General features: G+C 45.9%; 24 protein-coding genes and 1 tRNA gene. 4 read left to right on the top strand and 21 right to left on the bottom strand.

Annotation, left to right across the window (positions count from 1 at the left end):
- Nucleotides 1-11 precede the first annotated feature (11 nt).
- The 3 genes from topA to QXF64_04370 all read right to left on the bottom strand — a co-directional run bounded on the left by topA (nucleotide 12) and on the right by QXF64_04370 (nucleotide 3,764).
- Nucleotides 12-2,084 (bottom strand): DNA topoisomerase I, encoded by a 2,073-nt coding sequence (gene topA / locus QXF64_04380; GenBank protein ID MEM1689716.1) that lies wholly within the window; start codon nucleotides 2,082-2,084, stop codon nucleotides 12-14.
- A gap of 409 nt (nucleotides 2,085-2,493) precedes the next feature.
- Nucleotides 2,494-3,570 carry a hypothetical protein gene (locus QXF64_04375; GenBank protein MEM1689715.1) on the bottom strand — a complete coding sequence of 359 codons (1,077 nt, stop codon included), beginning with the start codon at nucleotides 3,568-3,570 and terminating at the stop codon, nucleotides 2,494-2,496.
- 5 nt (nucleotides 3,571-3,575) lie between these two features.
- Nucleotides 3,576-3,764 carry a hypothetical protein gene (locus QXF64_04370; protein ID MEM1689714.1) on the bottom strand — a complete coding sequence of 63 codons (189 nt, stop codon included), beginning with the start codon at nucleotides 3,762-3,764 and terminating at the stop codon, nucleotides 3,576-3,578.
- A 75-nt stretch (nucleotides 3,765-3,839) separates the two neighbouring features.
- Between QXF64_04370 and QXF64_04365 the strand changes: the two genes are divergently transcribed.
- The gene (locus QXF64_04365) at nucleotides 3,840-4,508 is read left to right on the top strand and encodes an endonuclease V (protein ID MEM1689713.1); all 669 of its coding nucleotides are present in this window, start codon (nucleotides 3,840-3,842) and stop codon (nucleotides 4,506-4,508) included.
- Between the two features lie 72 nt (nucleotides 4,509-4,580).
- On the top strand, nucleotides 4,581-5,408 hold the full coding sequence (locus tag QXF64_04360) for a sugar phosphate isomerase/epimerase (protein ID MEM1689712.1): 828 nt from the start codon (nucleotides 4,581-4,583) through the stop codon (nucleotides 5,406-5,408).
- Here QXF64_04360 and feoB read toward each other — a convergent pair.
- From feoB to QXF64_04315, 9 genes are all read right to left on the bottom strand, one after another.
- A complete protein-coding gene (gene feoB / locus QXF64_04355) occupies nucleotides 5,403-7,367 on the bottom strand; it encodes a ferrous iron transport protein B (protein MEM1689711.1) in 1,965 nt (654 codons plus the stop codon). The two genes, QXF64_04360 and feoB, sit on opposite strands and share 6 nt — an antisense overlap.
- On the bottom strand, nucleotides 7,340-8,041 hold the full coding sequence (locus QXF64_04350) for a metal-dependent transcriptional regulator (protein ID MEM1689710.1): 702 nt from the start codon (nucleotides 8,039-8,041) through the stop codon (nucleotides 7,340-7,342). The genes feoB and QXF64_04350 overlap by 28 nt, the downstream gene beginning before the upstream one ends.
- Before the next feature lie 69 nt (nucleotides 8,042-8,110).
- Nucleotides 8,111-8,872, bottom strand: coding sequence for a SprT family zinc-dependent metalloprotease (locus tag QXF64_04345; GenBank protein MEM1689709.1), 762 nt, complete (start codon nucleotides 8,870-8,872; stop codon nucleotides 8,111-8,113).
- Nucleotides 8,835-11,843 (bottom strand): HsdR family type I site-specific deoxyribonuclease, encoded by a 3,009-nt coding sequence (locus tag QXF64_04340; GenBank protein MEM1689708.1) that lies wholly within the window; start codon nucleotides 11,841-11,843, stop codon nucleotides 8,835-8,837. The genes QXF64_04345 and QXF64_04340 overlap by 38 nt, the downstream gene beginning before the upstream one ends.
- A 2-nt stretch (nucleotides 11,844-11,845) precedes the next feature.
- On the bottom strand, nucleotides 11,846-12,820 hold the full coding sequence (locus tag QXF64_04335; GenBank protein ID MEM1689707.1) for a hypothetical protein: 975 nt from the start codon (nucleotides 12,818-12,820) through the stop codon (nucleotides 11,846-11,848).
- Nucleotides 12,817-14,082, bottom strand: coding sequence for a restriction endonuclease subunit S (locus tag QXF64_04330; protein ID MEM1689706.1), 1,266 nt, complete (start codon nucleotides 14,080-14,082; stop codon nucleotides 12,817-12,819). The genes QXF64_04335 and QXF64_04330 overlap by 4 nt, the downstream gene beginning before the upstream one ends.
- Nucleotides 14,079-14,729, bottom strand: a complete 651-nt coding sequence (locus tag QXF64_04325; protein MEM1689705.1) for a hypothetical protein — start codon at nucleotides 14,727-14,729, stop codon at nucleotides 14,079-14,081. The genes QXF64_04330 and QXF64_04325 overlap by 4 nt, the downstream gene beginning before the upstream one ends.
- 4 nt (nucleotides 14,730-14,733) lie before the next feature.
- Nucleotides 14,734-16,488, bottom strand: a complete 1,755-nt coding sequence (locus QXF64_04320; GenBank protein ID MEM1689704.1) for a class I SAM-dependent DNA methyltransferase — start codon at nucleotides 16,486-16,488, stop codon at nucleotides 14,734-14,736.
- Between the two features lie 65 nt (nucleotides 16,489-16,553).
- Nucleotides 16,554-16,961, bottom strand: coding sequence for a JAB domain-containing protein (locus QXF64_04315; protein ID MEM1689703.1), 408 nt, complete (start codon nucleotides 16,959-16,961; stop codon nucleotides 16,554-16,556).
- A 121-nt stretch (nucleotides 16,962-17,082) separates the two neighbouring features.
- Between QXF64_04315 and QXF64_04310 the strand changes: the two genes are divergently transcribed.
- Nucleotides 17,083-17,877 carry a PD-(D/E)XK nuclease family protein gene (locus QXF64_04310; GenBank protein MEM1689702.1) on the top strand — a complete coding sequence of 265 codons (795 nt, stop codon included), beginning with the start codon at nucleotides 17,083-17,085 and terminating at the stop codon, nucleotides 17,875-17,877.
- Nucleotides 17,878-17,899: 22 nt separating this feature from the next.
- Here the strand turns inward: QXF64_04310 and QXF64_04305 are convergent.
- The 4 genes from QXF64_04305 to QXF64_04290 form a co-directional block, all read right to left on the bottom strand.
- Nucleotides 17,900-17,990: transfer RNA gene (locus QXF64_04305), tRNA-Tyr, on the bottom strand.
- A gap of 119 nt (nucleotides 17,991-18,109) precedes the next feature.
- Nucleotides 18,110-18,373: a hypothetical protein gene (locus QXF64_04300; protein ID MEM1689701.1), complete on the bottom strand. Its 264-nt coding sequence runs from the start codon at nucleotides 18,371-18,373 to the stop codon at nucleotides 18,110-18,112.
- Between the two features lie 90 nt (nucleotides 18,374-18,463).
- Nucleotides 18,464-19,573, bottom strand: a complete 1,110-nt coding sequence (locus QXF64_04295; protein ID MEM1689700.1) for a DUF763 domain-containing protein — start codon at nucleotides 19,571-19,573, stop codon at nucleotides 18,464-18,466.
- Nucleotides 19,574-19,636: 63 nt separating this feature from the next.
- Nucleotides 19,637-19,855 (bottom strand): helix-turn-helix domain-containing protein, encoded by a 219-nt coding sequence (locus tag QXF64_04290; protein ID MEM1689699.1) that lies wholly within the window; start codon nucleotides 19,853-19,855, stop codon nucleotides 19,637-19,639.
- Between the two features lie 79 nt (nucleotides 19,856-19,934).
- Here QXF64_04290 and QXF64_04285 point away from each other — a divergent pair, with 79 nt between their 5' ends.
- On the top strand, nucleotides 19,935-20,480 hold the full coding sequence (locus tag QXF64_04285; protein ID MEM1689698.1) for a DUF5698 domain-containing protein: 546 nt from the start codon (nucleotides 19,935-19,937) through the stop codon (nucleotides 20,478-20,480).
- On the opposite strand, the gene QXF64_04280 is transcribed toward QXF64_04285, so the two are convergent.
- From QXF64_04280 to QXF64_04260, 5 genes are read right to left on the bottom strand one after another with little or no spacing between them, the layout of a single operon-like run.
- The gene (locus QXF64_04280; GenBank protein MEM1689697.1) at nucleotides 20,470-20,901 is read right to left on the bottom strand and encodes a hydrogenase maturation protease; all 432 of its coding nucleotides are present in this window, start codon (nucleotides 20,899-20,901) and stop codon (nucleotides 20,470-20,472) included. The genes QXF64_04285 and QXF64_04280 overlap by 11 nt on opposite strands.
- A complete protein-coding gene (locus QXF64_04275) occupies nucleotides 20,898-22,187 on the bottom strand; it encodes a Ni/Fe hydrogenase subunit alpha (protein ID MEM1689696.1) in 1,290 nt (429 codons plus the stop codon). The genes QXF64_04280 and QXF64_04275 overlap by 4 nt, the downstream gene beginning before the upstream one ends.
- Nucleotides 22,184-22,954, bottom strand: coding sequence for a hypothetical protein (locus QXF64_04270; protein MEM1689695.1), 771 nt, complete (start codon nucleotides 22,952-22,954; stop codon nucleotides 22,184-22,186). The genes QXF64_04275 and QXF64_04270 overlap by 4 nt, the downstream gene beginning before the upstream one ends.
- Nucleotides 22,951-23,829, bottom strand: a complete 879-nt coding sequence (locus QXF64_04265; GenBank protein MEM1689694.1) for an FAD-binding oxidoreductase — start codon at nucleotides 23,827-23,829, stop codon at nucleotides 22,951-22,953. The genes QXF64_04270 and QXF64_04265 overlap by 4 nt, the downstream gene beginning before the upstream one ends.
- On the bottom strand, nucleotides 23,826-24,842 hold the full coding sequence (locus tag QXF64_04260) for a 4Fe-4S dicluster domain-containing protein (GenBank protein ID MEM1689693.1): 1,017 nt from the start codon (nucleotides 24,840-24,842) through the stop codon (nucleotides 23,826-23,828). The genes QXF64_04265 and QXF64_04260 overlap by 4 nt, the downstream gene beginning before the upstream one ends.
- Nucleotides 24,843-24,901: the final 59 nt, after the last annotated feature.

The following is a 24,901-nucleotide window of genomic DNA, read 5'->3' as shown; positions in this document are numbered from 1 at the left end:
ATAAAGATGATTTATTCCTGCTGGTTATACACATCCTTCAAGCGATTTTTCGACGAACAAGATGGGTTCAAACATGTTCTGTAAGGTCGCTTGCCACTTCTTCTCACGAGAATGACCGGCCAACCACAGATCTTGCAAGGAGTATCTAGAATTTCTATGCTTCCCTGCTGAGGTAGTGGCAGAGAAAAGTCGCAGGATGGATAACCCTCACAGCCGACAAACCTCTTCCCGCTCTTTTGTGCAATCACCATTCTCAGATTTTTTCCACACTTTGGGCATTTTCCAAAGGATTTTCTCAAGGCAAGCTTGTAAGCCTCAATCAATCTCTCTCCGACCTCTTTCTCCCTCGCTTTCATTTCTTCCAGCAAAGTGGAGAGTTCTCGCTCAGCTTTTTTGACAACGTCTTCCCAATTTGCCTTTCCTTCCTGAATTTCCATCATCTCCCGCTCGAATCTGGCGGTGAGTTCCTCGCTCAGAATTGCCGGACATATCCTAAGACTTTCAACCACGGTTTCCCCCAGCCGTGTAACCGTTATCTGTCTACCCTGAATATACCCGCGCTGGTAAAGGGTTTGCACAATGGGGCCTCTGGTCGCCTCCGTCCCGAGACCGCGCGCCTCCATCTCTTTCACGAGCGATGCTGGGTTAAATCTGGGCGGCGGTTGTGTCCTTCTTTCCTCCAACAGAATGTTCTTGACTTTCAGCTCTTCGCCTTTCTCTATCTCCGGAATCATTTGTTCCTCGTAGGAAACATACTTTCCGTAGGATTCAAGCCATCCTGGATCGAGTATTCTTTGACCGCGGAGGAAGAACCTTTGACCGCCTATGTCCAAATCTGCATGCGTGCTTTCGAGCATAGCGGGCTTGCTGAAAACAGCGAGGAATCTGCGGACGATCATGTCATACAGCTTTTGATGGGTGCTTGGGAGCTCTTCAGGTGGCTCGCCCGTCGGAAATATGGCCGGATGCGCCGGGTCCGTTTTCTTACCTTCGACCGGGACTAATTTTTGCTGTCTCAGAAGATCTAGAGCGATTTCAGCGTAGTCTGGTGAGATTTTCGCAATTCTCTGTAGAATATCGCGGTAGCCTATCGAGCTGGGGAGCTTTTGGCTGCTCGTTCTTGGATAACTGATAAGCGCGGCTTGATAGAGATCTTGGGCGATCATCTGCGTCCTCATAGGTGTGAAACCAAAACATCTGTATGCCTCCGACTGGAGCGTTCCTAGATCAAACGGAGGTGGAGGATTTCTGTTTATTTTTCTGCGTTTGACTTCGACTACCCTCGCCGGTTGCCCAAGGCATGCCGAGTAGACTTCCTCAGCTTTTTCTTTCTCCCAAAATTTTTCTGTTTCATGTTCAGCGATGAACTCTTCCCCGCCGATTTCGATCACGGCTTTCAAAACCCAGAAGGGAACCGAAACAAAGTTCTTTATTTCTCTCTCGCGATCGAGAAGGATTTTAAGAGTGGGGGTTTGAACACGACCGGCCGATAACTTTACAAATCTATTTCCAGCCTTCTCGGCTGCAGAGCTTAGAAATCTTGAGACGTTCATCCCCCAATACCAGTCGAGATAATGTCTTGCGAGACCGGCATTTATAACTTCAAAGTCTAATGTGGGCAGCATATTCTCGAAAGATTTCTTTAACTCTTCGCGGGTGAGCGTGGAGAACTTCATCCTCCTCGCTTTGGATATGACATCACTCCCGCAGATGAAGCGGAGAACGTTGAAGGCAATAACGCTTCCTTCGACGTCAAAATCACAGGCACTTATAAACTCCTCTGCGTTCTTTGAGAGCTCTCTCAGGGCTTTTATGAATCTAGCCGCATTTTTTGCGTTTTTCTCGACCTCATGGATGGGCACCCATTTGAGGTCAAAAACCGGATAATCTTTGAGAGACTTTATACTTTTTAGAGTAAACAAATGTCCCATCGCCGGTGCGACGACGAAGAGCTTTCCGTCTCTTTCAAACTCGCAATATGGGATACCCATCAGCTCTTTCTGGGTAACCTTTCTCCCGGCTATCGCTTCAGCTATCTTAGGAACAGCTGACGGCTTTTCGCATATCACGAACACCTTCTTCATTACCGCACCCCTCGTGAGATAATAAACTTGGAAACGTTAAGTTAATACCCTTTGCGTGAGATATGGTTATTTGCGATGAGAGGGGAGTTCCGCGGCTACGAGGGCAGCGGGATTTTTTATGAACGCTGGGCAAGGCCGCGGAGACACTGGAGCTATGACCGCCGAGAAACCGCGCGGACGGGTCCTTCGGGGAGGAAGTGGCGAACCGTCTGCCCATGACCCGAAGACAACCCCTGTGCGGAACAGGCGATCAGGTCCCCGTGGAATCCCCGCCATGAGGGTTACCTGGCGGAGAGCGCCGAAAAGGCAAACGATGAAGCCGGGGGTTAGTGTGTCGGGGAACAGCGGGGGCCCTCCTATTTGGATTTTAGAAATCGATGCAGAAAGAAAAGGGATAATCTAGAAAGTCTTACTCTTTGCACCATTTGACCAAATCTTCGAACAACTTTGAACCATCACAAGGCTTGAGCTTAAATTCGTTTCCCCTTTTCCTATAGCGCTGAACGACAAGATCTGGATCTGCCTGCTTGGGTTCGAATTCCTCTAGCTCATCTAAACCCACTGGCATGGAAATGAGACCAGTTCGGTGATGCATGGAATAGGGAGCCCTGACGTCTCCCATCGGCTTTATTATGGAGGCGTCGAGGAGGACTTTGTCTTCCCTCTCTTCTTTTTTCGCCGTTTCCGAGGTTGTGAGATTCGGGAGTTTTTTCGCTACTCTGCTTTCGACAAATCTTATGATATCCGAGTAAAAGGTGAAAAAGTTTCGTTCCCTGCGTTCCGTTTTCAGCTTTTTTGGTTGGTAATCTGTCGGCAGATCGTGAGGCTCGAAAACCGCCCAAAGCTGGAAGCCACGGGAACCGCTGAACTTCAACGCAACCTCGATTCCGTAATTATGTAAAACTTCGGCGGCTGTCATGACAACCTTCTTCGTCTGCTCGAACTCTACTTTCTTTCCGGCGTCAAAATCTATGACGAGCCAGTCGGGCCTATCGCTTCCAATTCTGTGAATGTAGGGGATGAAATCGATGCCGTGAATGTCCAGCCAGTATTGTATGTCGTCCTCGCTCTTTATCGTTATCCAGCGGGGACCGAGTTTCCTTTGAAGCCAGGCACGGTCTGTAAAGAGCCTGAAAACTGAAACGTATCTGTCCTTGCAGAACTCTAGGATGGTTTTAGAAACATGGGGGTAATATCGCTTTGCCCGGTAGACCTTTAGATAGTCTTGATTCAGATGATCTTTAACTTCTCTCCATCTTTTCTCGAAAAAGTCGCGGCCCTTTTCCGTGAGAGCGTACTCCCCTCCTTTCTCCTGCACGAGACCCTTTCCGATCAATGAATCTAAAAGCATCTTCGTCTCTTCCAGAGAGAAATCCCTTCCTCCGTCCCTGCAGAGCTTTTCCCTTATGTGTTCGAGATCTACGAATTTTCCTATCCTTTTGATGGCTAGGGTCATCAGGATGTGATCTTGGGGAGTGACCGTCAAGGAGATCACCCCTTACCAGCGACCTTTGTCAGGATATCCTGCAGGACTTCGCCGAACTCCTTTTCAGCACACTTCCAGCAGATGAAGATTCCTTTGGCTTCGCCAGGTCTAACAAACTTCACGTAGGCCGAGTCCATACTCATTATCTGTATCTTCTCCCCACAGATCATGCACTTCGGTCCTTTCAGCCTCATCGGGATAAACTTGGAATTTGGAAGAATTAATATCTTCGCGATAGCTAAATACGCCCGAATGAGGATGTTTTTGAGATGTTACCGTTGCTCAAACCGAAGAGTCTAAATCTGGAGGAGCTAAAGCAGATACAGCTAAAGGTTGCCCAGCTCGTGAAAAGAGAAAACGATTTTTCTAAAATCGAGAGAATTGCAGGTTGCGACATCTCGTTCAGCAGAGGTGATAAGGCTTATGCGGCCTGCGTAGTGCTGGATTACAGGACGCTTGAAGATTTGGAGGAGAAAATCGCACCTGTCAAGCTAACATTTCCCTACATTCCGACATTCCTTGCATTCAGAGAACTCGAGGGACTTCTGAAAGTTTTGACTGGCAGGGAAGCGGATGTTTATATGGTTGGAGCACAGGGGCTCGCGCATCCGAGAAGAGCTGGGCTGGCCTGCCATCTTGGCGTTGTGATCGATAGGCCTACTCTCGGGGTGGCGAAAAGTAAGCTTGTTGGAGAGGGGAAGATTCCCGCAGATAAAGCCGGGGCTTGGGAACCTTTGATCGATGGGGATGAAGTCGTCGGCGCTATTGTTAGGACGCTGAAAGGGGAGAAACCGGTCTACGTGAGCATTGGACATAAAATTTCACTTGAGAGCGCCATCAAAATAACACTCGAAACATGTAGGGGGAGACGATTACCTGAGCCTATCATGCTTGCCCACGAGAGAGCGACCAAAGCCATGAAAGAAGATGAGAAATAGCCGGTGCCTTTTCCGGTATTTTATAATAACGTGGAAAACCAAACACTACCAGAAAAGCTGGGGAGGGAAAGAATGAAAATCGGATTATCCACACTCTTGTTCCCGAGGTATTCTCTGGAGAAAGCTGTGGAGGTCTGTGCTGAACTCGGAGCAGAGTGGGTGGAAATCATCTGGGATTTTCCGCACTTTGCGCCTGGATGTGAGAAACCCGACCTACAGAGAATCGGTCGAATAATTAGGGACGCCGGCTTGGAAATTTCTGTTCACGCCAGCTTTTGGGATATCAATCCGGCAAGCATTATTCCTGAGGTCAGGAAAACAGCGGTTAAAAGAATTAAGTCTGGGATTGAAGTCTGCGCAAAGCTGGACGGGGGTCCCGTTGTGCTTCACGCTGGAAAATGTCCAATCCCTGAAGTGGAGTGGATGTGGAGGAAAGCTGGAGAGATATACGAAAAGACCATGAGAGAAGTTTGTGCATTTGCAAAACGGCTAAATGTGAAGATTGCGGTTGAGAATGGAAGCTCGGCCTTTGGGCCTTACGCTGTGCTTGAGGAATTGCCTGAGCTTTTGAAAAAATTCGATGTGGGGATATGTTTGGATATTGGGCATGCATATTTGGTCGAGAGAAAAAGGTCGAAATCTCCGGAGAAAAAGATTGCTGAGAAAATCGAAAAACTTTGCGAAAAAATCGTTCACGTGCATGTCCACGATAATAGAGGGTTTAAGGACGATCATCTCGTACCGGGTGAGGGAGAAATCGATTTTAAACCTATTGTGGCTGCTTTCTGGAAAATCGATTATTCGGGAGCGTTGATAGTGGAGCTTTTTAATCCGGATGAACCTGAAAAAATAGGGAGGAAGGGAATTTCAGAGGTGAGAAAACTTTTCCGGAAATCATAGACGAAGAGGATTAAAGTGGAAGACGAGACCTCCCACGGCTACGGCGAGCATGAATGTGCCAAAAGCTGTTGAGAGTGCAATCTTCCAGCCCAGTTCTCTCCTTATGACGGCGACTGTTGCCACGCATGGAATGTATATGCTCAGAACGAGGACGTAGACGTAGAGCTGTAACGGTGTCATGAATTCCAGAAGGTTGCTTGTCCCGGCAACGGTCACCAAGAGAACAAGACCGCCTTCCTTTCTTAGGAAACCGTAGAGGAGGGGAATGATTGTAATGGCTGGGAGTCCGAGAAGACCTGTGGTGAGAGGAGAGAAAACCGGCACTATGGCATCGAGAATTCCTCCGACTTGCATGAGCCCGATGATGAAGCTTGAAACGAGGAGAAGAGGCATGGCGAGAAATAGGAAGTGTTTCATTCTTATCCACGTGTTTGCAAGGATGGGTTTCCAAGCTGGGGCACGGAGTGGCGGAACCTCCATGATCATTCCTGGGGTTTTTCCGGGAATCCAGCGATTGAGGAGAAATCCCACCAGAAAGATGAGGAAAAGGATTATGGCGTATATTGTTAGAGCGTAGAGAACGCCAAGATAGTTTCCGACCAAACCGAGGATGACCGCTGTTCTGGCTGAGCAGGGGATCATTGTGATAAGAATACTTGCGATAACTCTTTCACGCTTGGAAAGGAGGGTTCTCGTCGCCATGATGGCCGGAACGTTGCAGCCGAAACCGCCGAAGAGGGGAATCACAGCTCTTCCGTGAAGTCCTATCTTGTGCATAAGGGAATCGAGAAGAAAGGCGATTCTTGGAAGATAGCCGACGTCCTCGAGAATTCCCATAATGATGAAGAATGGAAGAATGTATGGTATGATGACTGCGAGGATTCCTTGGATTCCCCAGTTGAGTCCTATGTTCAGAGCCTCGCCTAGCTTGCCCATATGAGAGAAGGCTGAAGTGAGAGATGGGGAAATGTGATTTTCCCATCCATTTGTGAGAATGTCCTCGATCAAACCGCCGAAGTATATGAGAGTTAGAAGCACGAGAACGAAAACCATTGCAGCTATTGGTAACCCGGTCTTTGGAGATGTCAGAATTGAATCTAATCTTTCTAGCTTGGATTTCCTCGGCTTTTTTATTTCGGTGATGTTTTTTGCGATCATGGCGGCGAGGCTGTGTCTTTCGCGGGCGATGGTGATGGCAAGCGGCTCCTTGCGGATGTTTTCTATTTTTTTCACGAGTCTTTCCGCTTCTTCTAGGACATCCTCGCTTCCTTCGATTTCGGCGATCGTCTCTATGATGTGGGCATCTCCTTCAAGAATTCGGAGAGCAATGGTTTCTGGCGGAAGATTGTATGGGATTTCTCGGAATTTACGTTTTATCACGCGGGAAAGTTTGCCGACTGCGCCCTCGAGGTCTCCTGAAAGCTTGGGCTTCCATTCTGGTTTGGTGCTTTTTTGAGCGATTGTGATGGCGACATCGAAGACTTTAGAAATGTTTTTTCCGCGAGTCGCAACCGTTGGAATCACTGGGCTGCCGAGAATTTTGGAAAGTTTATCTGGGTTGGGATGAAGACCCTGCGATTCGGCTAGGTCGACCATGTTCAAAGCGATTACGAGGGGGATGTTTAGCTCAAGCAGTTGGAGCGTGAGATAGAGACTTCTTTCTAGATTGGAAGCGTCGAGGATATCGATTACGACGTCGGGGCGCTGTTCAAGTATGGCCTTTCTGGCAACGATCTCGTCCTCTGAGAGTGCACCAAGTGAGTATATTCCTGGCAGGTCAAAGAGCGATATTTCAAAGTCGTTTCTTTTCACCTTTGCTTCGTGAATTTCCACCGTTGTCCCAGGGTAGTTTGAGACGATCACGTCCGCGCCGGCGATTTGGTGGAAGAAAACGCTCTTACCTACGTTTGGTGTTCCAACCAGGGCTATCTTCAGGGTTTTCTTATCCCCCAGCGCCATCTGTGTCTGAACCTCCTCCAGACGGCTGGACTTGCGACTTCTATATTTCTCGAGAGATCTCCGCTCAGGGCGACGTTTGTTTTACCAACTTTTATGATCACGGAACCTCCTGGGGATTTCCTCTGCACCTCTACCTCGGCTCCGGGCAAAATGCAAAGGGATAGAAGCCTTTGAACGGCCAATCTGTCTTCTGGAATCCTGAAGATGATGGCTTTTTTCCCCTCACCCACCTCGCTGAGGGGGATGGTGCCTATGTCGGGCGTCTTCCCTTCTCTGTCGGGGATGGGGGCGCCGTGAGGGCATGAGGGGGCTCCAAGGACCTTCTCCAGTTTTTCTGCGAGTTCGTCGTCGATCACGTGCTCGAGCTCGCAGGCTTTCTCGTGGACGCTTGGAAGATCGCAGCCGAGAATGTCGCTCAAAAGTCGTTCTGCCAGTCTATGTCTCCTAACTATCTTCGCCGCGGAGGCTTCTCCCTTTTTTGTAAGTCGGACTCCTTCTTTCGTTTTGCTGGTCAGGCCGCGTCTGGAAAGTCTGTTTATCATCTGGACTACGCTTGGGGATTTTACCTTGAGCGATGAAGCCAGCTTGGAGATTTTTGCATCCTTGCCTGTGCGAGTTTCTCTGTAAATCGCCTCTAGATATTCTTCCTCGGACTGTGAGAGACGTTTTCTCATCGAGAAAATTAGGTGAGCCTAACATAAAAAGTTAGGTTTGCCTAATGTTTGAAGGTTTCTCTGTCTTTTTCATTCCAAATTTCTTGAGGTTTTTCGCTTTCCAATAAAACGAATATCTGGAAATTGGGAATCCATCGTGAAAAACCAGTATTCGAAAAGTTTTTTCTCCATCTCTTTGTAGTTTGGAAACTCCTCTCTGATTTTTTCCCAGAATTTTTTCGAATGACCTTTTTCAGCTAGGTGAAGAACCTCATGACAGACAACATACTTTAAAATATCATATGGTACGTGAACAAGCCGGAAGTTAAAGCTCAGGTTACCCGAGGAGGAACAACTTGCCCATTTTGTTTTCTGGTTTCTTATGTATATTCTTCCGAATCTCAGACCAAATTTTGATGAATAGTGGTTCACTAACTTCCTCAGCTCCTCTCTCAGAATCTTTTTTAGAAAGTTTCTTAGTTTAACCTGGTCTCTTTCTTTCATCAGGTCGAACTTTTTCTGTATCCCGTTCAGGAAAATGACGAGGGGTATGCCCGGCTCGACTTTATAGAAAGAGCCGAAGATGAGAATCCCATTTCCGCTCAAGGAGTTTGCTATGTTCTCCTTTGCCCTCTTGATTTCTTCATGCCTTTTAAGTATCCACTGGAGATTTCTTTCCAGAATGGGTGTTTCGTCCTTTACTCCTTTTGGAAGAATTATCTTTAGCTTCCCGGTTTTCAGTTCCAAACGCGGATATTTCACTTTCCTCCATTCGACAGTATAAGGTATGCTTTCTCCTTCTATCCTCAGCACTTTATGAAGTGGCCTTGAGTCCGTTGATGATCTCCTCACAGAGCTCTTCCCTCCTTTTAAGTGGGATACCTTTCTTTACCATGAACATTCTTATATCTCGCACGAGTTCCTTTAGGATACTCATTTTTCGAGTCCATCCTGGGAATATTTTTCCAGTCTTCTCCCATTTTCTCCAGAGACTCCGGACTTCTTGGACTAGATCCTCAGATTCTCCCAGTTCCTTTTCAAGAACTTTGAGAATGAAGTATTCTGGCTCTGAGAATCCGAGCGTTTTTATTCTCTCCTCGGTTTTTCTCGTTTCCTGCAAAATGGAAACTGCTTCGTTATAAGCCTCCTCGACCGAAATCTTTTTGTTTCGCCACCTTTCAACTAGTTTTTCCACGCGTTTGGCGATTGGTTCATAAATAGGACTGAACGGACGGTCTACGCGGATATATTTGTTTAGACCGAAAACCATGTTATAAACTTGGTCTTCTAAACCCAATCTGCCCAACCGTTCAAGATATTCTTTATCAAGCGTTAAACTTGGAAACTCTTCTTTCATTTCTATTTGGATGGCCTTGTGAACGCGCTCAACAACTCTTGGATAGAATTTTCTAAAGTTTTCTTCCATTTCCTCTGACTTCTCCTGCTCCACCCATTGGCGATGAAAGTTGTAGACTGCGGCCAGCCATTTGAATCTCTCCACAGTCTTCTTGTCCAGCCCGAAGGGGAGAAGAAACTCGTAAAGATTTCTAGCCTGTTTGTACGTTTGGGAGAATTTTCTCTGCTTTTCTGGATAATGAAAGAGCAGTTTTGCTGCGGCTTTAAGAGTTTCAAAATCGGTTTTTGTTTTATCCACACCCTCAAGGGTCTCCTCCGCATCGCTGATAAGCTTTCGAAGCTCATCTATCTTTTCTTCCGGCTTGAAGCCTACGTACTGAATATCCTGCTTTTCGTAAATGGCCACGGCTTTTTCGAATTCTTTGAGAATTCCGACATAGTCTATGATGAGACCCGCTGGTTTTAGTTCTTTGAATGGACGATTGGTTCTTGCTATTGCTTGAAGAAGCCTATGTTCCTTCAGCGGCTTGTCTAGATACATCACTTGGAGAATTGGAGCATCAAAACCTGTCAGAAGTTTGTCCGTGACGATTAAAATTTTCGGATATTCCCTTTCTTTGAACTTCTCGATTATCTCATCCCAGATTTCCTCAATCTCCTTGCCATGATATTTCTGCCTCAACTTTTCGTAATAGGATTTGATCGGTTCGGGGTCCGTGCGAGGATTGAACGTCATAACAATCTCGGAGTATTCCGGTCCCAGCAGCCGATCGAGAGCCTCCTTATAATAGATGCACGCTTTTCTTGAAGCCGCCACAACCATGCCTTTGAACTTTCCGTCCACGTTTTCCTTGAAATGAGTGGCGATATCGCTGGCAATCTTTTCTATTCTTTCTGGATTCTCAAAGAATACAACGATCTGGGTCAATCGTCTGCTGATTTTTCCTTCTAGGGCGAGGCGGAGGGATTCTTCGGTGATTTCCTCCAGCTCTTGCTCCAAAAACTCTTCCAGTAGTTCTTTTTCTAGGCCGACCTCTTTTTCCATCCTAGTCTGGAAAACAATGGGGAGGGTAAAACCGTCTTCAATTGATTCTCGGACAAAATATTTGTGAAGATAGAGTTCGCCCTCCTCGGGATAAGCAAAAGCGGCGAAGGTATCTCTCTTTTTCGTGGAGAAAGGAGTTCCCGTGAAAGCGAAGAAGAAAGCTTTCTTGAGTATGCCTCGCATACGGCCGGCATACTCTCCGTACTGCGTCCGATGTCCCTCGTCTATTAAAACGATGACGTTTCTCCTGTTTGAAATGTTTTTCATGTCCTTGTCCTCAAAAACGAGATCGGCAAGCTTTTCGCCGAACTTGTGAATGAGAGTGATGAACATCCCCCTCTTTCCTCTTCCCTCGTCATAGGTCAGAATCTGACGGAGGTGCTCGATCGAAGAAATGACCTCAGGTGAGGGTATGCCGAGGTCTAAGAAAGAAAATTCTTTAAACAGTTGCTCCTCAAGCTCCTCTCTGTCGACGACGAAGAAGATGGTGGGGTTTTCAAGCAGGGGGCAAAGGTAAAGTTTACGGGCGGCGTAAATCATCGTGAGGGTTTTTCCGGAACCCTGCCAATGCCAGATCAACCCCTTCTCTTTTTTTTCCTTCTCAGACAGGTTGTTAAGGACTCTTTGGTAGATTTGGTTGGCGCCTTCGTACTGGTAGTAGTAGGGCAAAACTTTTGTGAACTTTCCATGCTCTTCCCTCGCGAAAATGAAGTTTGCAACAAGATCGAGGAGAGCGTCTGGATTTAGGAGGAGGTCAAGTGTTCGATCCAGGGACTCGGGAGTATCTTTCCCTTTAGGGAAGTAGATTTTGACATCCTCGGCTCCTAAGACGTTCGGGAAATATCTGGTGGTCGCGGCGGCGGCTATGCTGAACTGGACATACTTGAAGAGTTCTGGGACAGCCTTTTCGTAAGATTTTATCTGTTTATAGGCAGTTTCCCAGTCTCTGGTCGGGTCGGTCGGGTTTTTGCACTCTATTGCTACAAGCGGGATTCCGTTTACGTAGAGGACTATGTCAAGTCTACATCTTTCTTTAGGCCCGTGGAAAGGTACTTGGTCGCTTACGATGAACTCGTTTTTCTCCTTTGGGTTTTCGTAATCGAGCAGAGAGACATATCTGAGTTCTCCTGTTTTTTCCAGTTCTATTGGGATTCCTTCTTTTAGGAACTTGAGCAGTCGCTTGGAACCATCAAATGTGGATGGAAGGCTCCTGAGTTCTAGCAGAATTCTGTCCAGATCCTTTTTTGTCAGGGTTAGGTGGGGGTTTATTCTGTGGATTGCTTCAAGAAGATGCCTCACCAAAAGCGGTTCGGAGTAGTCTTCTCGCTCTAATTCTTCTCCGGGAACATGCTTCCAGCCTTTTTCCTTCAGCTTTTCTATGATGTAGCTTTCAACAGTGGATTTTTCGGTAAAGATTGGCATTTTCACCCTCTCGCACAAATTTTTTCTAGACTTTTCATAATAGAACCGATAGAGATCAAAATATCATCGAGAGAATCTACTATACCCAGCCCTTCGTGATAGTCAGCAAATGTTATTTTGCCTCCAGGGTATCGACTGTAGGAGAAGTGCGGAAAGGTGATTATCGCCAGAGCATATAGTTGCGAAAACGTTAGAAGTTCATTGATTATTGAACCGATCTTCCTTTCTATCGCGTTAAATTTTTTCTTGATATCTTCAACTATCTCTGGTGAAACCGCAGATCTTAGTCTTGCAATAAACCCTACTTTGAGGCGTTTGAAATTTTCCCTTGTTTTCCTGATGTCAATTTTTCTAATGGCGTCTTGGATGTCTTCGCATCTTTTTATAAAATGGTTTATTTCATTTTTTGAGAGTTTTGCCAATTCATCCGTTTTTTGTAGTAATTTTTCGAATTTTTGAAGAACTTCTTTAACAGTTATTTTGGGAATTTCTGGACATGCAAGAAAAACCGTATCGACGAATTCTGCAGCGCCTCTTTTCTTCAACAACAAAATAAAAGCCTTAGGTGAGATATGACCAACAACTTCGGTCCCGACTTTATTTCCTCGTTTTTTATACGATTCTTCTTCTTTTATCAATCCCATGTGGAGCGCGTAAGCTTTAGTTATTTTTTCTACGGTCTGTTGTAAATGAAAAACGGCGAGGGAGGGAAATTTTTTACTCAATAACTTAGCGGCTTCATAATCTTGCTCTGCGCAAAGGTAGTACCCTCTAACGATGGCGCTTGGATTCAAAGTCAAGTTATACATTACTGTCATGAAAAATTCTAAAATTCGTCCTGCCTTTTCTTTTTCTATTTCTACTCCGAGATAACTCTTCATAACTTCACGAAAAATTTCGTATACTTTGGTCTCTTCATTTTGTTTTAATTTTTCGTCCACGATCACTCTTTCTTTTTCCAAATGTTGGTCAATCATATCTTCACCCTCTTTTTCCCGGTGAGCAAATCGTTCATCAGACCCCTCTTGATCCGCTCGAGTTTTTCCTTCCTTTTTCTTTCGAGTTCGAGCTTTTTGTCGACGATTGAGAAGATCTCGGCGATCTTGCGCTGCTCGGGGAGGGGTGGGAGGGGGATCTTGAGAGATTTTAACAAAGGCAGGTTTACGTTTTTTAAAGTACTTCCTTGAGCCTTTTGCAGGTGTTTCCAATAAAGTGAGGATTGGAAGAAATAGTGAACAAATTTTGGATGTATGCTTGGTTTTAGCTTCACTTTTATCAGATATGATCCGAAAATCACGTTGTCAAAATCTCTATCCACAAGAATAGAAACGCCCACAGTTCCAGCCCTTGCTACAATCAGGTCTCCTTTCTTCAGAAGATATCTAGTTAAGTTACCCCTCCTTTCAGTGATTTCACAAAAAGGAAGTTTTTCCCAGTCCACAGAATACTCTTTGATATCCGTAGTTCTCAACATTTTTACTCCAGTATCCTTATCGACAGCTTTAGCGGTTATACCGTAGAAAAGTTCTTCTGTAATTTTTTTGTCTCCAAGCCTGACAACCTCCCACTTCCTCGGAATCCTCCCTATCTCCGTGTCCTTGAACTCCCTGTGCCCTATACCCCGGGTGAGCAGCCTCTGCATCAGCCCACGCTTCAACCTCTCAGTCCGGGCTATGGCTTCGTCCACCTTCTGGATGGCTTGGTCGACTGTTGAGAGGATCTCGGCGATCTTACGTTGCTCGGGGAGGGGTGGGAGGGGGATTAAAAATGATTTAATGACTGAAAGATTGAGTGATGGCATTGTAGTTTTAGAAAGGTAACTACTTGTTCTGAGGCTTGACAAATAATAATATAAAAAGTTTGTATCTACGTTATTTGAAAAAACTTCGACAACAACTAAGTGGTTTACCACATAGGAATCCTCTCTTAGTATCGCCCTTTTTTCAAGCCTTATAGACTCCCCGCTTTTCGGAAATATTATAGAACCTTTCTTGAATTTTTTCAATTTGAGTTCCTCAACAGCCAAGTCATTTACAAAATCGCAAATAATAGGATATTTATTTTCTAGCAATGTACTAAGGTGCTGAACTCTTATGAAAGGATATTTCCCATTTTCAAAATATTTTTTATCTTGCGGTGCTGTATTCCCCGAAGATACCTTAGAAATATCCCCAAGCCTGACAACCTCCCACTCCTTCGGGATACTACCGATTGGCGTTTGTTTGTAACCGGTTTTCAAAACAATGCCCCCATTAATTTAACAACTCGCTCGAAAAACGAAGCTATGCCAGCAATAGTTGCAAGTGGCTTTAGTTTTTCCCAAGCTTGCTTTATTATGTTCTTGTCAGGTTCCGGTTTCATCAACTGGGATTTTATTGTTTCAATTTCCGCGATGTAGTTTAATTTGTCAACATCTTTGAGTTGATCACTTTTTCTTATGATCTCTGAAAGCATAGACAGTTCTTTGTATAAATCAACATAGTTTACATTTACAACTACATTTCCGTCCCCTAAGACTGTGACCCCACCTATATTAGTTATGTTTATACCAGCAAGCGATCTCTCTATCCTTTGGAATTTGGATTGTCCTTCAAAATAGTTGATACCCATATCTGAAATTTTGAAGATACCTTTCTCCTGTTTCTTTATAAACCCTCTTGGAGTTTTAAACTCGGATGTTTCTTTCTCTACCTTTACCCAACCGCATTGGATTAAAAAATCAAGATTGGGCACAATTTCTTTTTCACTTAGTCCATATTGCTTCTTAAGTTGGCGTTTCAACTCGCTTATGCTTTTTCCCGTGGCTTTTAGACTCCTAGCTTTTTTGTGAACTTCATATAATTCTCTTAGAATTAACTCGCGAATCTCATCATTTGATCTTTTCATTTGTTTAACCTCCAACCTCCCTCAAATATCCCTGAATCTTCTCCTCAACCTCTGTAATTTCCTTCTCAATCTTGCGGAGTTCCTCCCACTCCTTCGCCACGTCTATCTCCTCGACCTTCTCCTCCGGAAAGACGTACAGCGTGACGTTTAGATTGTAATCGTTCTCCCTCACCTCCCCCAGCGAAACCACTCTGGCGAAACCCTCAACATCCTTGAAGTTCCTGTAGGCCTCAGCGATCTTCCTTATGTTTGCCTCCCCAAGCCTGTTCAGCTTCCTCACCTCTGGATGCTTCTCATACTCCTGGCTCGCGTTAATGAACAGGATCTTCCCCTTCCTCTCGGCTGGCTTATGTTTACGGAAAATCAGAATGGCTCCCGGGGCTCCGGTGTTATAAAAGAGCTTCTCCGGCAGAAGGATCACGCACTCCAGCAGGTCATCTCTCAGCACCCTCTCCCTTATTGCCCGCTCCTTCCCTCCCCTGAACAGACAACCGTTGTCTATAACAACCCCAACCCTTCCGTTTTTCCCGTCGGCGGAAGCCAGCATATGCTGAATCCATGCCCAGTCCGCAGACTGTTTGGGCGGGAAACCGTAGACAAACCTCTCTCCCCAGAACTCTCCCTTCTTCAGAACCTCCTCGTGATAACCATCCTGATTCCAAGGTGGATTCGCCATCACAACGTCGAAAGTCTTTGGCCTGTTCCCCTCAATGAACTTTGGATAGAGAAGCGTATCACCCCACTCAATGTTGACATCCCTAATATCGTGGATGTACATATTCATTTTGCAGAGAGCGAAAATCTCCCGGTTTGCCTCCTGTCCGTACAAGGAGAGCTTTCGGGTTGCCTCCCTCCCCTCCTTTTCCTCCACATTCTTGAACGACAAAATGAGCATTCCACCCGATCCGCACGCTGGATCATAAACAGATTCTCCAGATTTCGGATTCAAAATCTCAACGAGCAGTTTTATGACCTCCCTTGGTGTGTAGATTTCTCCCTCTTTCGCCTTTTCCGGAGCAAAGTACCTCAAAACCCATTCATACGCGTCTCCGAGCACATCGGGAGAAACGTGGTGGAGCTTGCGAGAACTGAAGAGTTCAACAAGCTGCCTCAAAATCTCCGCATTTTCCGAACTTCTCGCAAACTGGAGAAAATCTCCCCTATCCACCACATCCTTCAACTCCGGGTTGCGTTCGGCGAGGGTTTTGAGACATTCAGCGAGTCTCTCCGGGAGTCTAGCCACATCTTTGCGAAGGTTTTCCCAAAGGAACTTCTCAGGCAAATCAAACTCGTGGTAGATGCTGCTCTTAGCTTCCTCCTCGGCTTCTTCCTCCGAAAGTCCATTCCGGAGAAGCTGCTCGTAAACCTGTTTAAACTCCATCTCCCACTTATCACTTATTCTCTTGAGAAAGAGCAGAATGAGAATGAACTTGTAATCAACACGAGTTCGTATGAGATCCGCGGCTCTTTTTAGGAGCGATTCTAGCTCATCCCTTGTCAGCTCCTCTGTTTCAGGCTTGAGAATCTTGACTTCTTTTAGGCAGTATATCGTTTTCCTGGCGTCAGTAGGATCCGGTCTCATCTCGAGATAACCAGCATGCTTTAACTCCGAGAGAACTGCAGCAACTGCTTTCTCATCATCACCAAATTTTTCTTTTAGGACATCTGTAGCTTCTCTACGGGTAAATTCTCTAGTCCCAAAAGTTTTCATGAGCAAAATTCGCCTATTTTCTAGCCATCTGTCGATTCTTTTTGCCAAATTAATCTTATAATTTTCTTCTTTCATGCATATAAACTTATCTGATAAGCAGCTTTAATTTCTGCTTATCTAATTGAAGGAGAAATTAGACCTTGCTGAAGGAAACTAAAGAATTTCCCATTCCCAATTATCAGGTGATCGAGTAGGTAAACGCCAACCATTTTTCCAGCCTTTGCAATTTTCCTCGTTACCTCTATATCCTCCTCGCTGGGTTCCACACAACCTTTCGGATGGTTATGAACAAGAACAATGAAAACCGTCGGATATCGAAGAGCCACGGCAAGCACTTGACGGGGATGGAGGGGAGCCGAGTTCTCGCTTCCCTCGGAAACAATTTCCTTTGCGAGAACGTTGCACATCGAATCTAGCATTACAAGCTCCACCTTTTCGCTATCATTCGAGAAATCTCCTTTTACGAGAGCAAATATGTCATGCGGCGATGATATCCGAACACCTGACAAAACAACCCACAAGCTGATTGAATGAAGCTCCTTTATAAACAACGAAATTTAAAAAACTACTCTCGTTTGTGGGATCTTGTTAACTGCCCAAGCGTATTTTATGACAAAACCCTAATTTAGTTTTGTGGGTTCCATGAAAAGGTGGAAACCGTTTAGAAGATTTATGTCATTGCTGGAGGAAGCAAAAGAGAGTAAAAAAAGGCTCCGCTTTGGACTACATTTTGTGAATGCCTCGGAGATAGCAGAACAGTTTTATTGCGAGAAAAAAGTGGAACTCAAATACACCTACGGGAAGATTCAGACCCAAGAAATGGAAAAGGGTGATGAAAAGCATGAACTGACTCTTTCCGGCATGATTCCTGTAAAAAGAGAGGATCTCTGGAGAGACATATTTCAAAAGCCAACGGTTGGGGCTTCTATGCTTCTACTCGGAAAGTACCGGGAATGCGTAATCGCAGGTAGACCGGACTATATACTCTTCAGGCGCAGAAAACCCACGCTGCTCATCGAATACAAGTTTTCCAGAAAGCCGAAGATTTTTCCGAGTTATCACGTTCAGGCTCTGGTTTACGGATATCTTCTCCATGACCTTGGCTTCGAAACTTCTGAGCTGAGATACGCCATCTCTGTAGCACCACACGATCTGAACAGAGAAAAGATCGAGAGTCTCAACCAGACAATATGCATGCTGAGCATACCTGAACTGTATAAAAAAGAACCGGTTGATCTCGACATTCCTGGACTAGTGGTCTGGATGTACCCCTTCTCGCTGGAAAGCGCAATCGAAAAGCTTGAATGGGCGATACCGTTTTGGGAGGAAAGAAGAAACGCCAAACCGACCAGAAAAGCTGAAAAATGTGGTGCGTGCGGATATCGGGAAAAGTGTACGAAAGCGGCCCCGATTCCAGTGTTCTCCAGTCATCCTTAAGCAGGCGATTGAAATGGACTCATGGTCCCGCGGGGGAGATTTGAACTCCCGACATGCCGGTTTCGGCCGACGGGTCTACAGCCGGCCGCTCTACCAAGCTGAGCTACCGCGGGCCCATTTCTACATCTATTCACCGATTTTTAGAATTTACGCACACGAAACTATGCACAGCTGTGCACTGCTGTGGTGGGATTTCCCGTGATCAGCGGGGGCGTTGTGCACAGCTGTGAACTCAAACCTGACGCACTATCTCGAACGAATACCACGTTAGTTCCGGTCCTTCAAACTTTTTGAGAAGCATTAGAAATCTCACAGAATATCGTTTTTCCACGAGATAGACCGAACCCCCAAGTTTACACCAGCTGTTTCGCGGAAGCTCATCCAGCAGTCGCCTGAGATTTGCGTAAAACCAACGCCGAGATTTTGAGCTCTCCTTAAGCTCCCACGTGAAAAGAATTACTCGACCGTGCACAGCTGTGCACTCCCACCGATCCATCAGTTGAAAGCGGTTTATAAGGGAATGCACAGCTGTGAACTCAACCCTAGTCAAATTTGTGAATGAAGCGAAATTATGCACAGCTGTGCACTACCCAACAAACTCGTGAAGTCTCCGAAGAGCTCGGATTTTCTCCTCCTTCCCAGCTTCCATTCCCTCTATCGCCTCTTCGAGAATCTCGATCGTCGTCTGATATGTTTTCCTATCAACAGGATACGGAATCCCGTCCTTCCCTCCATGCGCGAAGCTATACCTCACAGGATCCTTCCAAGATGGCGGCTTCCCATAGATAACCGCTGAGACAAGAGCAAGAGCCCTTATCGCCTTCGGACCAATTCCCTTTATTGCCACTAGCTCTTCATAATTCTCAGGCTGAATCTCGTAAGCCCTCTTAAGCGCCGCAATCGTCTTTTCCGTCAACTCCGATATCCTGTGCCCCGCAGGCATGAGAAGAACCTTAACCTCCGGCTTCTTCTCCAGATACTCATCCAAAAGCTTCTGCTCCGCACCCCTAACATAAGAGAGAAGTCTCCTCGGGTTCTCCCTCACCAAATCCACGCTCGTCTTCCTCGCCTCTTCGCTCTCCTCAGCCGTCATATCCAAAACAACATCCTCCTTTCTCTCTCCAGCTATCCCCGAATGCGGCTCCTCCACGAAGCTCTTCAAACCCTCCGATATCCAATGATACCGCCTAGCAAACTTCTCCCTCATCCCCTGCTGAACAACCGCCCAGTCCCCATCCTCACTCAAAACGAAAGTATGATGGTAAAGCTGATATCCATCCTGAACACAAGCATTGTCCACCTTCGCAACCATCCTACTCGCATACTTCAGCCTCTCCTTCTCCGCGGTCGAGAAAGAGAACTTCTCCGCAACCTTCTCTATCTCGTCCGGCGTCCTCCTTGAAACCAGACCCTTTCCGCCGCAGACGACTATCCCAAGATCCCTCTCAGCAAGTGCCTCTTTAAGAGCACCCATCGTCACAGTCGTCAAACCAGAGCTATGCCAATCATAACCCAAAACACAACCAAGAGACTGGAGGAAAAACGGATCTCCCAGCCTGCGGAGAAACTCCTTCCTCCCGTACTCTCTGACGATGAGCTCCGCAATAGCGCCCCCAAGTCTCTTCATCCTGCCGAAAAGCCAAGGAGGACATTTCCCGCCATGAAGAGGAAGCTCCGCAACACCCACTCTTTTCATCAGCTAAACCTTGGAAAAAGAAAAGAAAAAAGAAACTGTGGAGGGCCAGGTGCCGGAAAATAGTCACTTCAAAAGATAGTAACCGGCAGCCTTCTCCCTCGCCACCCTCTTCGCATAACCCTTGTTCACAAGAGTCATTAGAGCGTTGTTCACCACGCTCTTCGGAAGACCACAGGCGCGCATTATGTCGTCCGCGGTCTTCAGAGAGTTTGGCGAGGTAGCCCCGAGCTTCTTCATCGTCTCATAAACTTTCAGCGTCCTTGGATCCAGATCTGTTGTCATATTTTCACCTCTGCAATTCTTCTTTTCTCGATAATAAAAAGCATCTCTTTTTAAATATTTTTCATGTTTCTTGATTTTGATGAGTGAAATACTGAAGATATCCACTGTCTGCATTTCCGTGTTCTTTGCCCGACTTCTGCAAAACACAATCGGAACGGTCAGAGACATATGGGTTCTCAGAGGCCAGAGATTTCGTGCTTCTTTTCTGAGCTTTTTAGAGACCACAATCTGGTTCATCACCTTTGGGGTCGTTTTGAAGAACTTCCTCGATGCTCCTTTCAGTCTCGCCGGCATCAGCTATTTCATATCTTTTTCCCTAGGATACGCACTCGGAACTTACCTCGGCGTAAACATTGAGGAAAAAATGGCTGTAGGTCATGTCACAGTTCAGGTCATTTCAGTGACCAAAAGCAGAGAAATCGGACTGGCCCTTAGAAATGCAGGTTACCCAATGACAATAATCAAAGGACGCGGATTGCGCGGAAACAGACTAATCTATCAGTCAGTCATAGCCCGAAGACATCTTTCCGACTTCCTCAAACTTGTTAGAAAAACCGACCCCGAAGCCTTCATCACGATAATGGATACAAAAGGGATCATCAAGAAGGGAAAGGTCAGGACTTGAGAAGATCCAAAACTATTTCAACAACATCTTCAACCGATTTTTCAATATCTTCAGAGCTTTCCACACCAAGCTCAACTTTGGCTGGTTGAACTCCAACGATATAGACCTCCTTCGGCTTCCCTGTCAATTCTCTAAGAATCCTGACAATAAAAATTGGAGAAAGGCCGTGAGTAACCAAACCTGAAAAATCCTCAATTTCTTCCAAATTTTTCACAAAAATCTCCCCGGGTTTTGCCCCCCAATCGACGGCATCCACTATTATCAGAGTCTCCACCTCTTCTATCCTCGAGATAAGCGGAGAAAGATCCGAACCACAGATCTGAACATTTTTCAAGCCCTTTTTCGTTAACTCCTTTGCGACGAGAAGACCAAAAACATCGTCAGAGGCGAAGAAACTGCCCAAACAGAGTACAAATTTCACTCGTTCAACCTCACAACCCTAACAAGATGCGCCGAGCAGGAAATGCACGGATCATAAGCCCTAACAAGCATCTCAAGGTGAGGCTCGAGATTATCCACTCCTCTCTCCAAAAGTCTCTGCGCAGATATCCTCAGATATTTCTCAATGTTCGCGGCATTTTGAGCAGTGGGAGTGACTATGTCCGCACGAGCTATCTTTCCCTCCCCGTCAACCTCATAAAAGTGATACAAAATTCCACGAGGGGCTTCGACTGCCGCCACACCCACCCCAGCCTTTATCTTCATCTCCCCTCTAGGTTCCCCTATGCCATGATCAAGGAGCCATTCGATGAGCTCAATAGCTCTCTCAACCGAATACACGAGTTCCAACGCCTGCGCGAGGTTATTCGCCAGAGGATTCTTCGGATCCAGCTTCTCCCAAATTCTATCCGCCAGCTCCACCGCTTCACCCTTTAGCTTTCCCCTGTTGAGAAGGATTCGAGCGAGAGCTCCAACCATGAAGGACTCGCCCTGATAATATGAGTGCTTGGCGGTTGAGTGAGGAACAACCCTCTCATTCGTTAGAAGTCTATAATTCTCAACAGGTCTCCTCTCTCCATTCGATATTAAAATGTGCTCACCCGAAAAACCGTAAACCTCCCCGGGATCAACCGCCATAAACATATTTTCCTCTCTGAAGACCTCTGGAAGATCGAAAGAAGCAAACAAATCCACCGCAAGCCTTGCACCATCCATCGCTTCCGCCAGACTCTTTTCAAGCTTTTCTAATTCCTCCTGGGTCGGAACTCTCGTATATCCACCCGGCTTTACCGTACATCCGTGAACCGATCTGCCCGTCAGAACCTCCTTGATCACGTTCCCCGCCTTTTTGACCTTCAAACCCAAGGCCACCTCCTTCCCATACTTGGAAACCATAGAAATTGCATCTGGATAACCAAGAAAGTCTGGAAGAGCTAGGAGGAAAAGATGAAGAGCATGGCTCGATATAACATCCGATATAAGCTGAAGCTCTCTCAAAACTCTCGTTTGTTCACTCGGCCTAAAGCCTATGGCCTTCTCTATCGCGTTCACACATGCAACCGAGTGTGGATCCGGGCAAATCGAGCATATTCTTGCAACTATGTCCGGCGCCTCGTCTATGCTCCTTCCAACAAGAATTTTCTCAATAAACCTTGGTCCTTCCAAAATCTCCATCTTCACCTCCCGAACGTTCTCCTTATCAACAACAACTCTTATATTGCCGTGACCCTCAACTCTCGCCAGATGTTCAACCAGGATTTCCCTCATTTTTTGACCTCCACAAGTTTCTCAATATCCTTATATCTCTTGGCGAAAAGCTCCATCCTCTTCACGATATCTTCTTTTCTCCAGCCTTTTTCCACAAGTGTCGAAACCTCTCCAGCGACATTCGCCTCCTCCCTCACGGGGCCTCTGCAACCTATGCACGGTGTTCCGTAGTATGGACATCGGGCTTTGCAGCCCCCAACACTGATTGGACCCAAACATGGCTCTCTCTTCTCCACGATAAGACATGGTATCTCTTTGATCTTACACTCAACACAAACAGGATAATCCTTGATTTTAGGCTCAATCCCCTCCAAAAGCTCGATGAAGAGTCTGACAAATTCGTCTTGCTCAATCGGACATCCCGGAAGTTCATAGTCCACCTTCACACACTCGGATAGTGATTTATGCTCCCCCAGAAATCTGAAGTAGTTCTCCTCAACACCATAAACTTCTTTCATCAATGTCTTCCAATCCTCGCCGGTTGTGGAGGCCTGAATCCCTCCCCATACGGCACAATCTCCGATCGCAACGAGAACATCAGACTTCTCTCTTATCGACTTCAGGGCTTCCAAGTTTTCCTCAGTTGTCACAGAACCTTCAACAAAAGCGATGTCAACTCTTTCTGGTCTCTTCACACTGCTCGCTATCCTGAACTCGACCAAATCGATTTTGCTAAAAACATCAATTAAAATATCCTCCATATTCAAAATGTGAAGCATTTCGCCAGCACAACCCGTTAATTCGTAAAACCCAACCTTCGGCTTCATATCAAGCCCCTTATCGTAAGAGCATCGACACCCGTAAAAACCGGACCATCTTTACAAATATATCTGATTGTCGATGCACCGCCCACGATACAATGACCACATTTACCCATTCCACACTCCATTCTCCTCTCAAGCGTCATGTAAATTCTCTCGGGGGGTATTCCGAGACCAACCAACTCCTTAAGCACAAATTTATACATGATCGGCGGGCCACAAACCACCGCACACGTTCTATCAGCTCTCAAGTGTGGAAGAAGACACTCTTTGCAGAGAACGGTTATCACCCCTTTCCTAACATTGTGCGGATATTTCTCCGCAATCTTCGCGAGCAAAGGATCATCACGCTCATAAGCGAGCAACACAACCGGTTCTGTCTGGCTCTCAAGCATTTTAAAAACCTCTTCTCTAAAAAGTGCGTCCTGATAACTTCTGATCCCATACATGAGAATTACTTTCCCGTATTCCTCTTTCTTATCCAGAACATATTGGAGAACCGAATTCAGCGGTGCCATTCCAAGGCCTCCCGCAGCAAGCAGAACATCCATTCCTTTCATCTTCTCCATCGGGAACCCGTTTCCGAATGGTCCTCTAACCCCGACCTTATCGCCCGGCTTCATAGCATGTAAAGCTTTTGTCACTCTTCCCACCTTTCTCACTATTATCTCGAGAGGTCCAGATCTTGTGGGCGATTTACATATGGAAATCGGTGCCTCTCCAACTCCCATTACGCTGATTTCTACAAACTGCCCAGGCTTAAAGCTCAGAGTGCTACCATCAAGAAACTCAAGCTTAAACATTTTTTCTATCGCCGTCATCTCAACGATTTCAACTATTTTTGCCAATTTCGGCACTTGAAGGGGTGGGAGAGACGTCATATCGTCATCACCGAAAGATGCACAAGGTTGTTTAAAACTTCCACATGGTCAATTCCCGCCGGACAAAAGGCGCTGCATCTTCCACATCCAACACAAAAGAGTCCACCAGATTTCCACTCGATCGAACTCTTACAGTTGTATCTGTGCCTAAATCTGTCGAGCCTTGTTGGACGGAAGTTTAAGCCACCGGCAACCAGAGCATGGCTTCTCAGAAAGCATGAATCCCACCTTCTCGTCCTTGTGCTTTTTTCAAGCGAGAGATCTCTAAACTCATCGATCGAATAACAGCGACAAGTTGGACAAACGAGAGTACATCCTCCACAGGCAAGACATTTTTCAGCATATCTCCCCCACACCTCGCTAGATGGGTTCGAGTCTACTATCTGCGCAAGACCCTGAGCATTAAGAGTTTTTTTGAACTTCAGATCACGCTCAGAAAGCATTTTTCTTAAGACTTCAAAATCCGTAGAAGTCGGATTCTGCAGGTTAAGACTTAAAAGAAACTCCTCACCTGCTCTGCTTCCCGTATCGATGAGGTATCTATCCCCGAGGTCGTACAAAAAAAGATCATAATTATCCTGAACAGAGTCAGCACCCACAGATTTACAGAAGCAAAAATCGTCTGGTTCGCATGAAATCCCAACTATAAATGTGTTTTTTCTCCTCTCCTCATAAAAGAGATCGACCGGCTCTTCCAAAAACACATTGTCTAGAATTTTAATCGCATTAATATCGCAAGCATGAACACCAAACAAAACCACTTTTTTAGTTTCCGTAGTAACCGGAGAATAACCCTTATCCGGCGTAAACCTAAGGATCTCCTCACAAGTCTGAATGAAATATTTTTTTGGTGGTATCATCGTTCTTACGTAAGAAAACTCGATTTGTTCAACGGACTCTATCTTGGAAAAAGCGAAGATAGTTCCGCGTCTAACGGGAGCGTGCACCTCTCCAAGCTCTTTCAGCTTTTCAAAAAAATTTCTCAAATTCTCTTTCGGGAGTATCTTGTGCATCAGATGATCACCTTTTCGTTTTATCATTTTTATGATGAACCGCAATATATAACCCTTAC

The organism is Candidatus Hadarchaeales archaeon, from assembly GCA_038823825.1.
In the GTDB taxonomy this organism is placed as follows: Archaea; Hadarchaeota; Hadarchaeia; order Hadarchaeales; family Hadarchaeaceae; genus JAVZGN01.
Note: the sequence above shows the minus strand (reverse complement) of the source record. Positions and strands in the feature narration are given on the sequence as shown.

Bases quoted from the DNA above. Each gene is read 5' to 3' on its own strand.
- topA (MEM1689716.1), bottom strand. From the start codon at position 2,084: ATGAAGAAGGTGTTCGTGATATGCGAAAAGCCGTCAGCTGTTCCTAAG.
- QXF64_04370 (MEM1689714.1), bottom strand. From the start codon at position 3,764: ATGAGGCTGAAAGGACCGAAGTGCATGATCTGTGGGGAGAAGATACAG.
- QXF64_04365 (MEM1689713.1), top strand. From the start codon at position 3,840: ATGTTACCGTTGCTCAAACCGAAGAGTCTAAATCTGGAGGAGCTAAAG.
- QXF64_04360 (MEM1689712.1), top strand. From the start codon at position 4,581: ATGAAAATCGGATTATCCACACTCTTGTTCCCGAGGTATTCTCTGGAG.
- feoB (MEM1689711.1), bottom strand. From the start codon at position 7,367: ATGGCGCTGGGGGATAAGAAAACCCTGAAGATAGCCCTGGTTGGAACA.
- QXF64_04350 (MEM1689710.1), bottom strand. From the start codon at position 8,041: ATGAGAAAACGTCTCTCACAGTCCGAGGAAGAATATCTAGAGGCGATT.
- QXF64_04340 (MEM1689708.1), bottom strand. From the start codon at position 11,843: ATGCCAATCTTTACCGAAAAATCCACTGTTGAAAGCTACATCATAGAA.
- QXF64_04335 (MEM1689707.1), bottom strand. From the start codon at position 12,820: ATGATTGACCAACATTTGGAAAAAGAAAGAGTGATCGTGGACGAAAAA.
- QXF64_04325 (MEM1689705.1), bottom strand. From the start codon at position 14,729: ATGAAAAGATCAAATGATGAGATTCGCGAGTTAATTCTAAGAGAATTA.
- QXF64_04310 (MEM1689702.1), top strand. From the start codon at position 17,083: ATGAAAAGGTGGAAACCGTTTAGAAGATTTATGTCATTGCTGGAGGAA.
- QXF64_04300 (MEM1689701.1), bottom strand. From the start codon at position 18,373: ATGGATCGGTGGGAGTGCACAGCTGTGCACGGTCGAGTAATTCTTTTC.
- QXF64_04295 (MEM1689700.1), bottom strand. From the start codon at position 19,573: ATGAAAAGAGTGGGTGTTGCGGAGCTTCCTCTTCATGGCGGGAAATGT.
- QXF64_04290 (MEM1689699.1), bottom strand. From the start codon at position 19,855: ATGACAACAGATCTGGATCCAAGGACGCTGAAAGTTTATGAGACGATG.
- QXF64_04285 (MEM1689698.1), top strand. From the start codon at position 19,935: ATGAGTGAAATACTGAAGATATCCACTGTCTGCATTTCCGTGTTCTTT.
- QXF64_04275 (MEM1689696.1), bottom strand. From the start codon at position 22,187: ATGAGGGAAATCCTGGTTGAACATCTGGCGAGAGTTGAGGGTCACGGC.
- QXF64_04270 (MEM1689695.1), bottom strand. From the start codon at position 22,954: ATGAAGCCGAAGGTTGGGTTTTACGAATTAACGGGTTGTGCTGGCGAA.
- QXF64_04265 (MEM1689694.1), bottom strand. From the start codon at position 23,829: ATGACGTCTCTCCCACCCCTTCAAGTGCCGAAATTGGCAAAAATAGTT.
- QXF64_04260 (MEM1689693.1), bottom strand. From the start codon at position 24,842: ATGCACAAGATACTCCCGAAAGAGAATTTGAGAAATTTTTTTGAAAAG.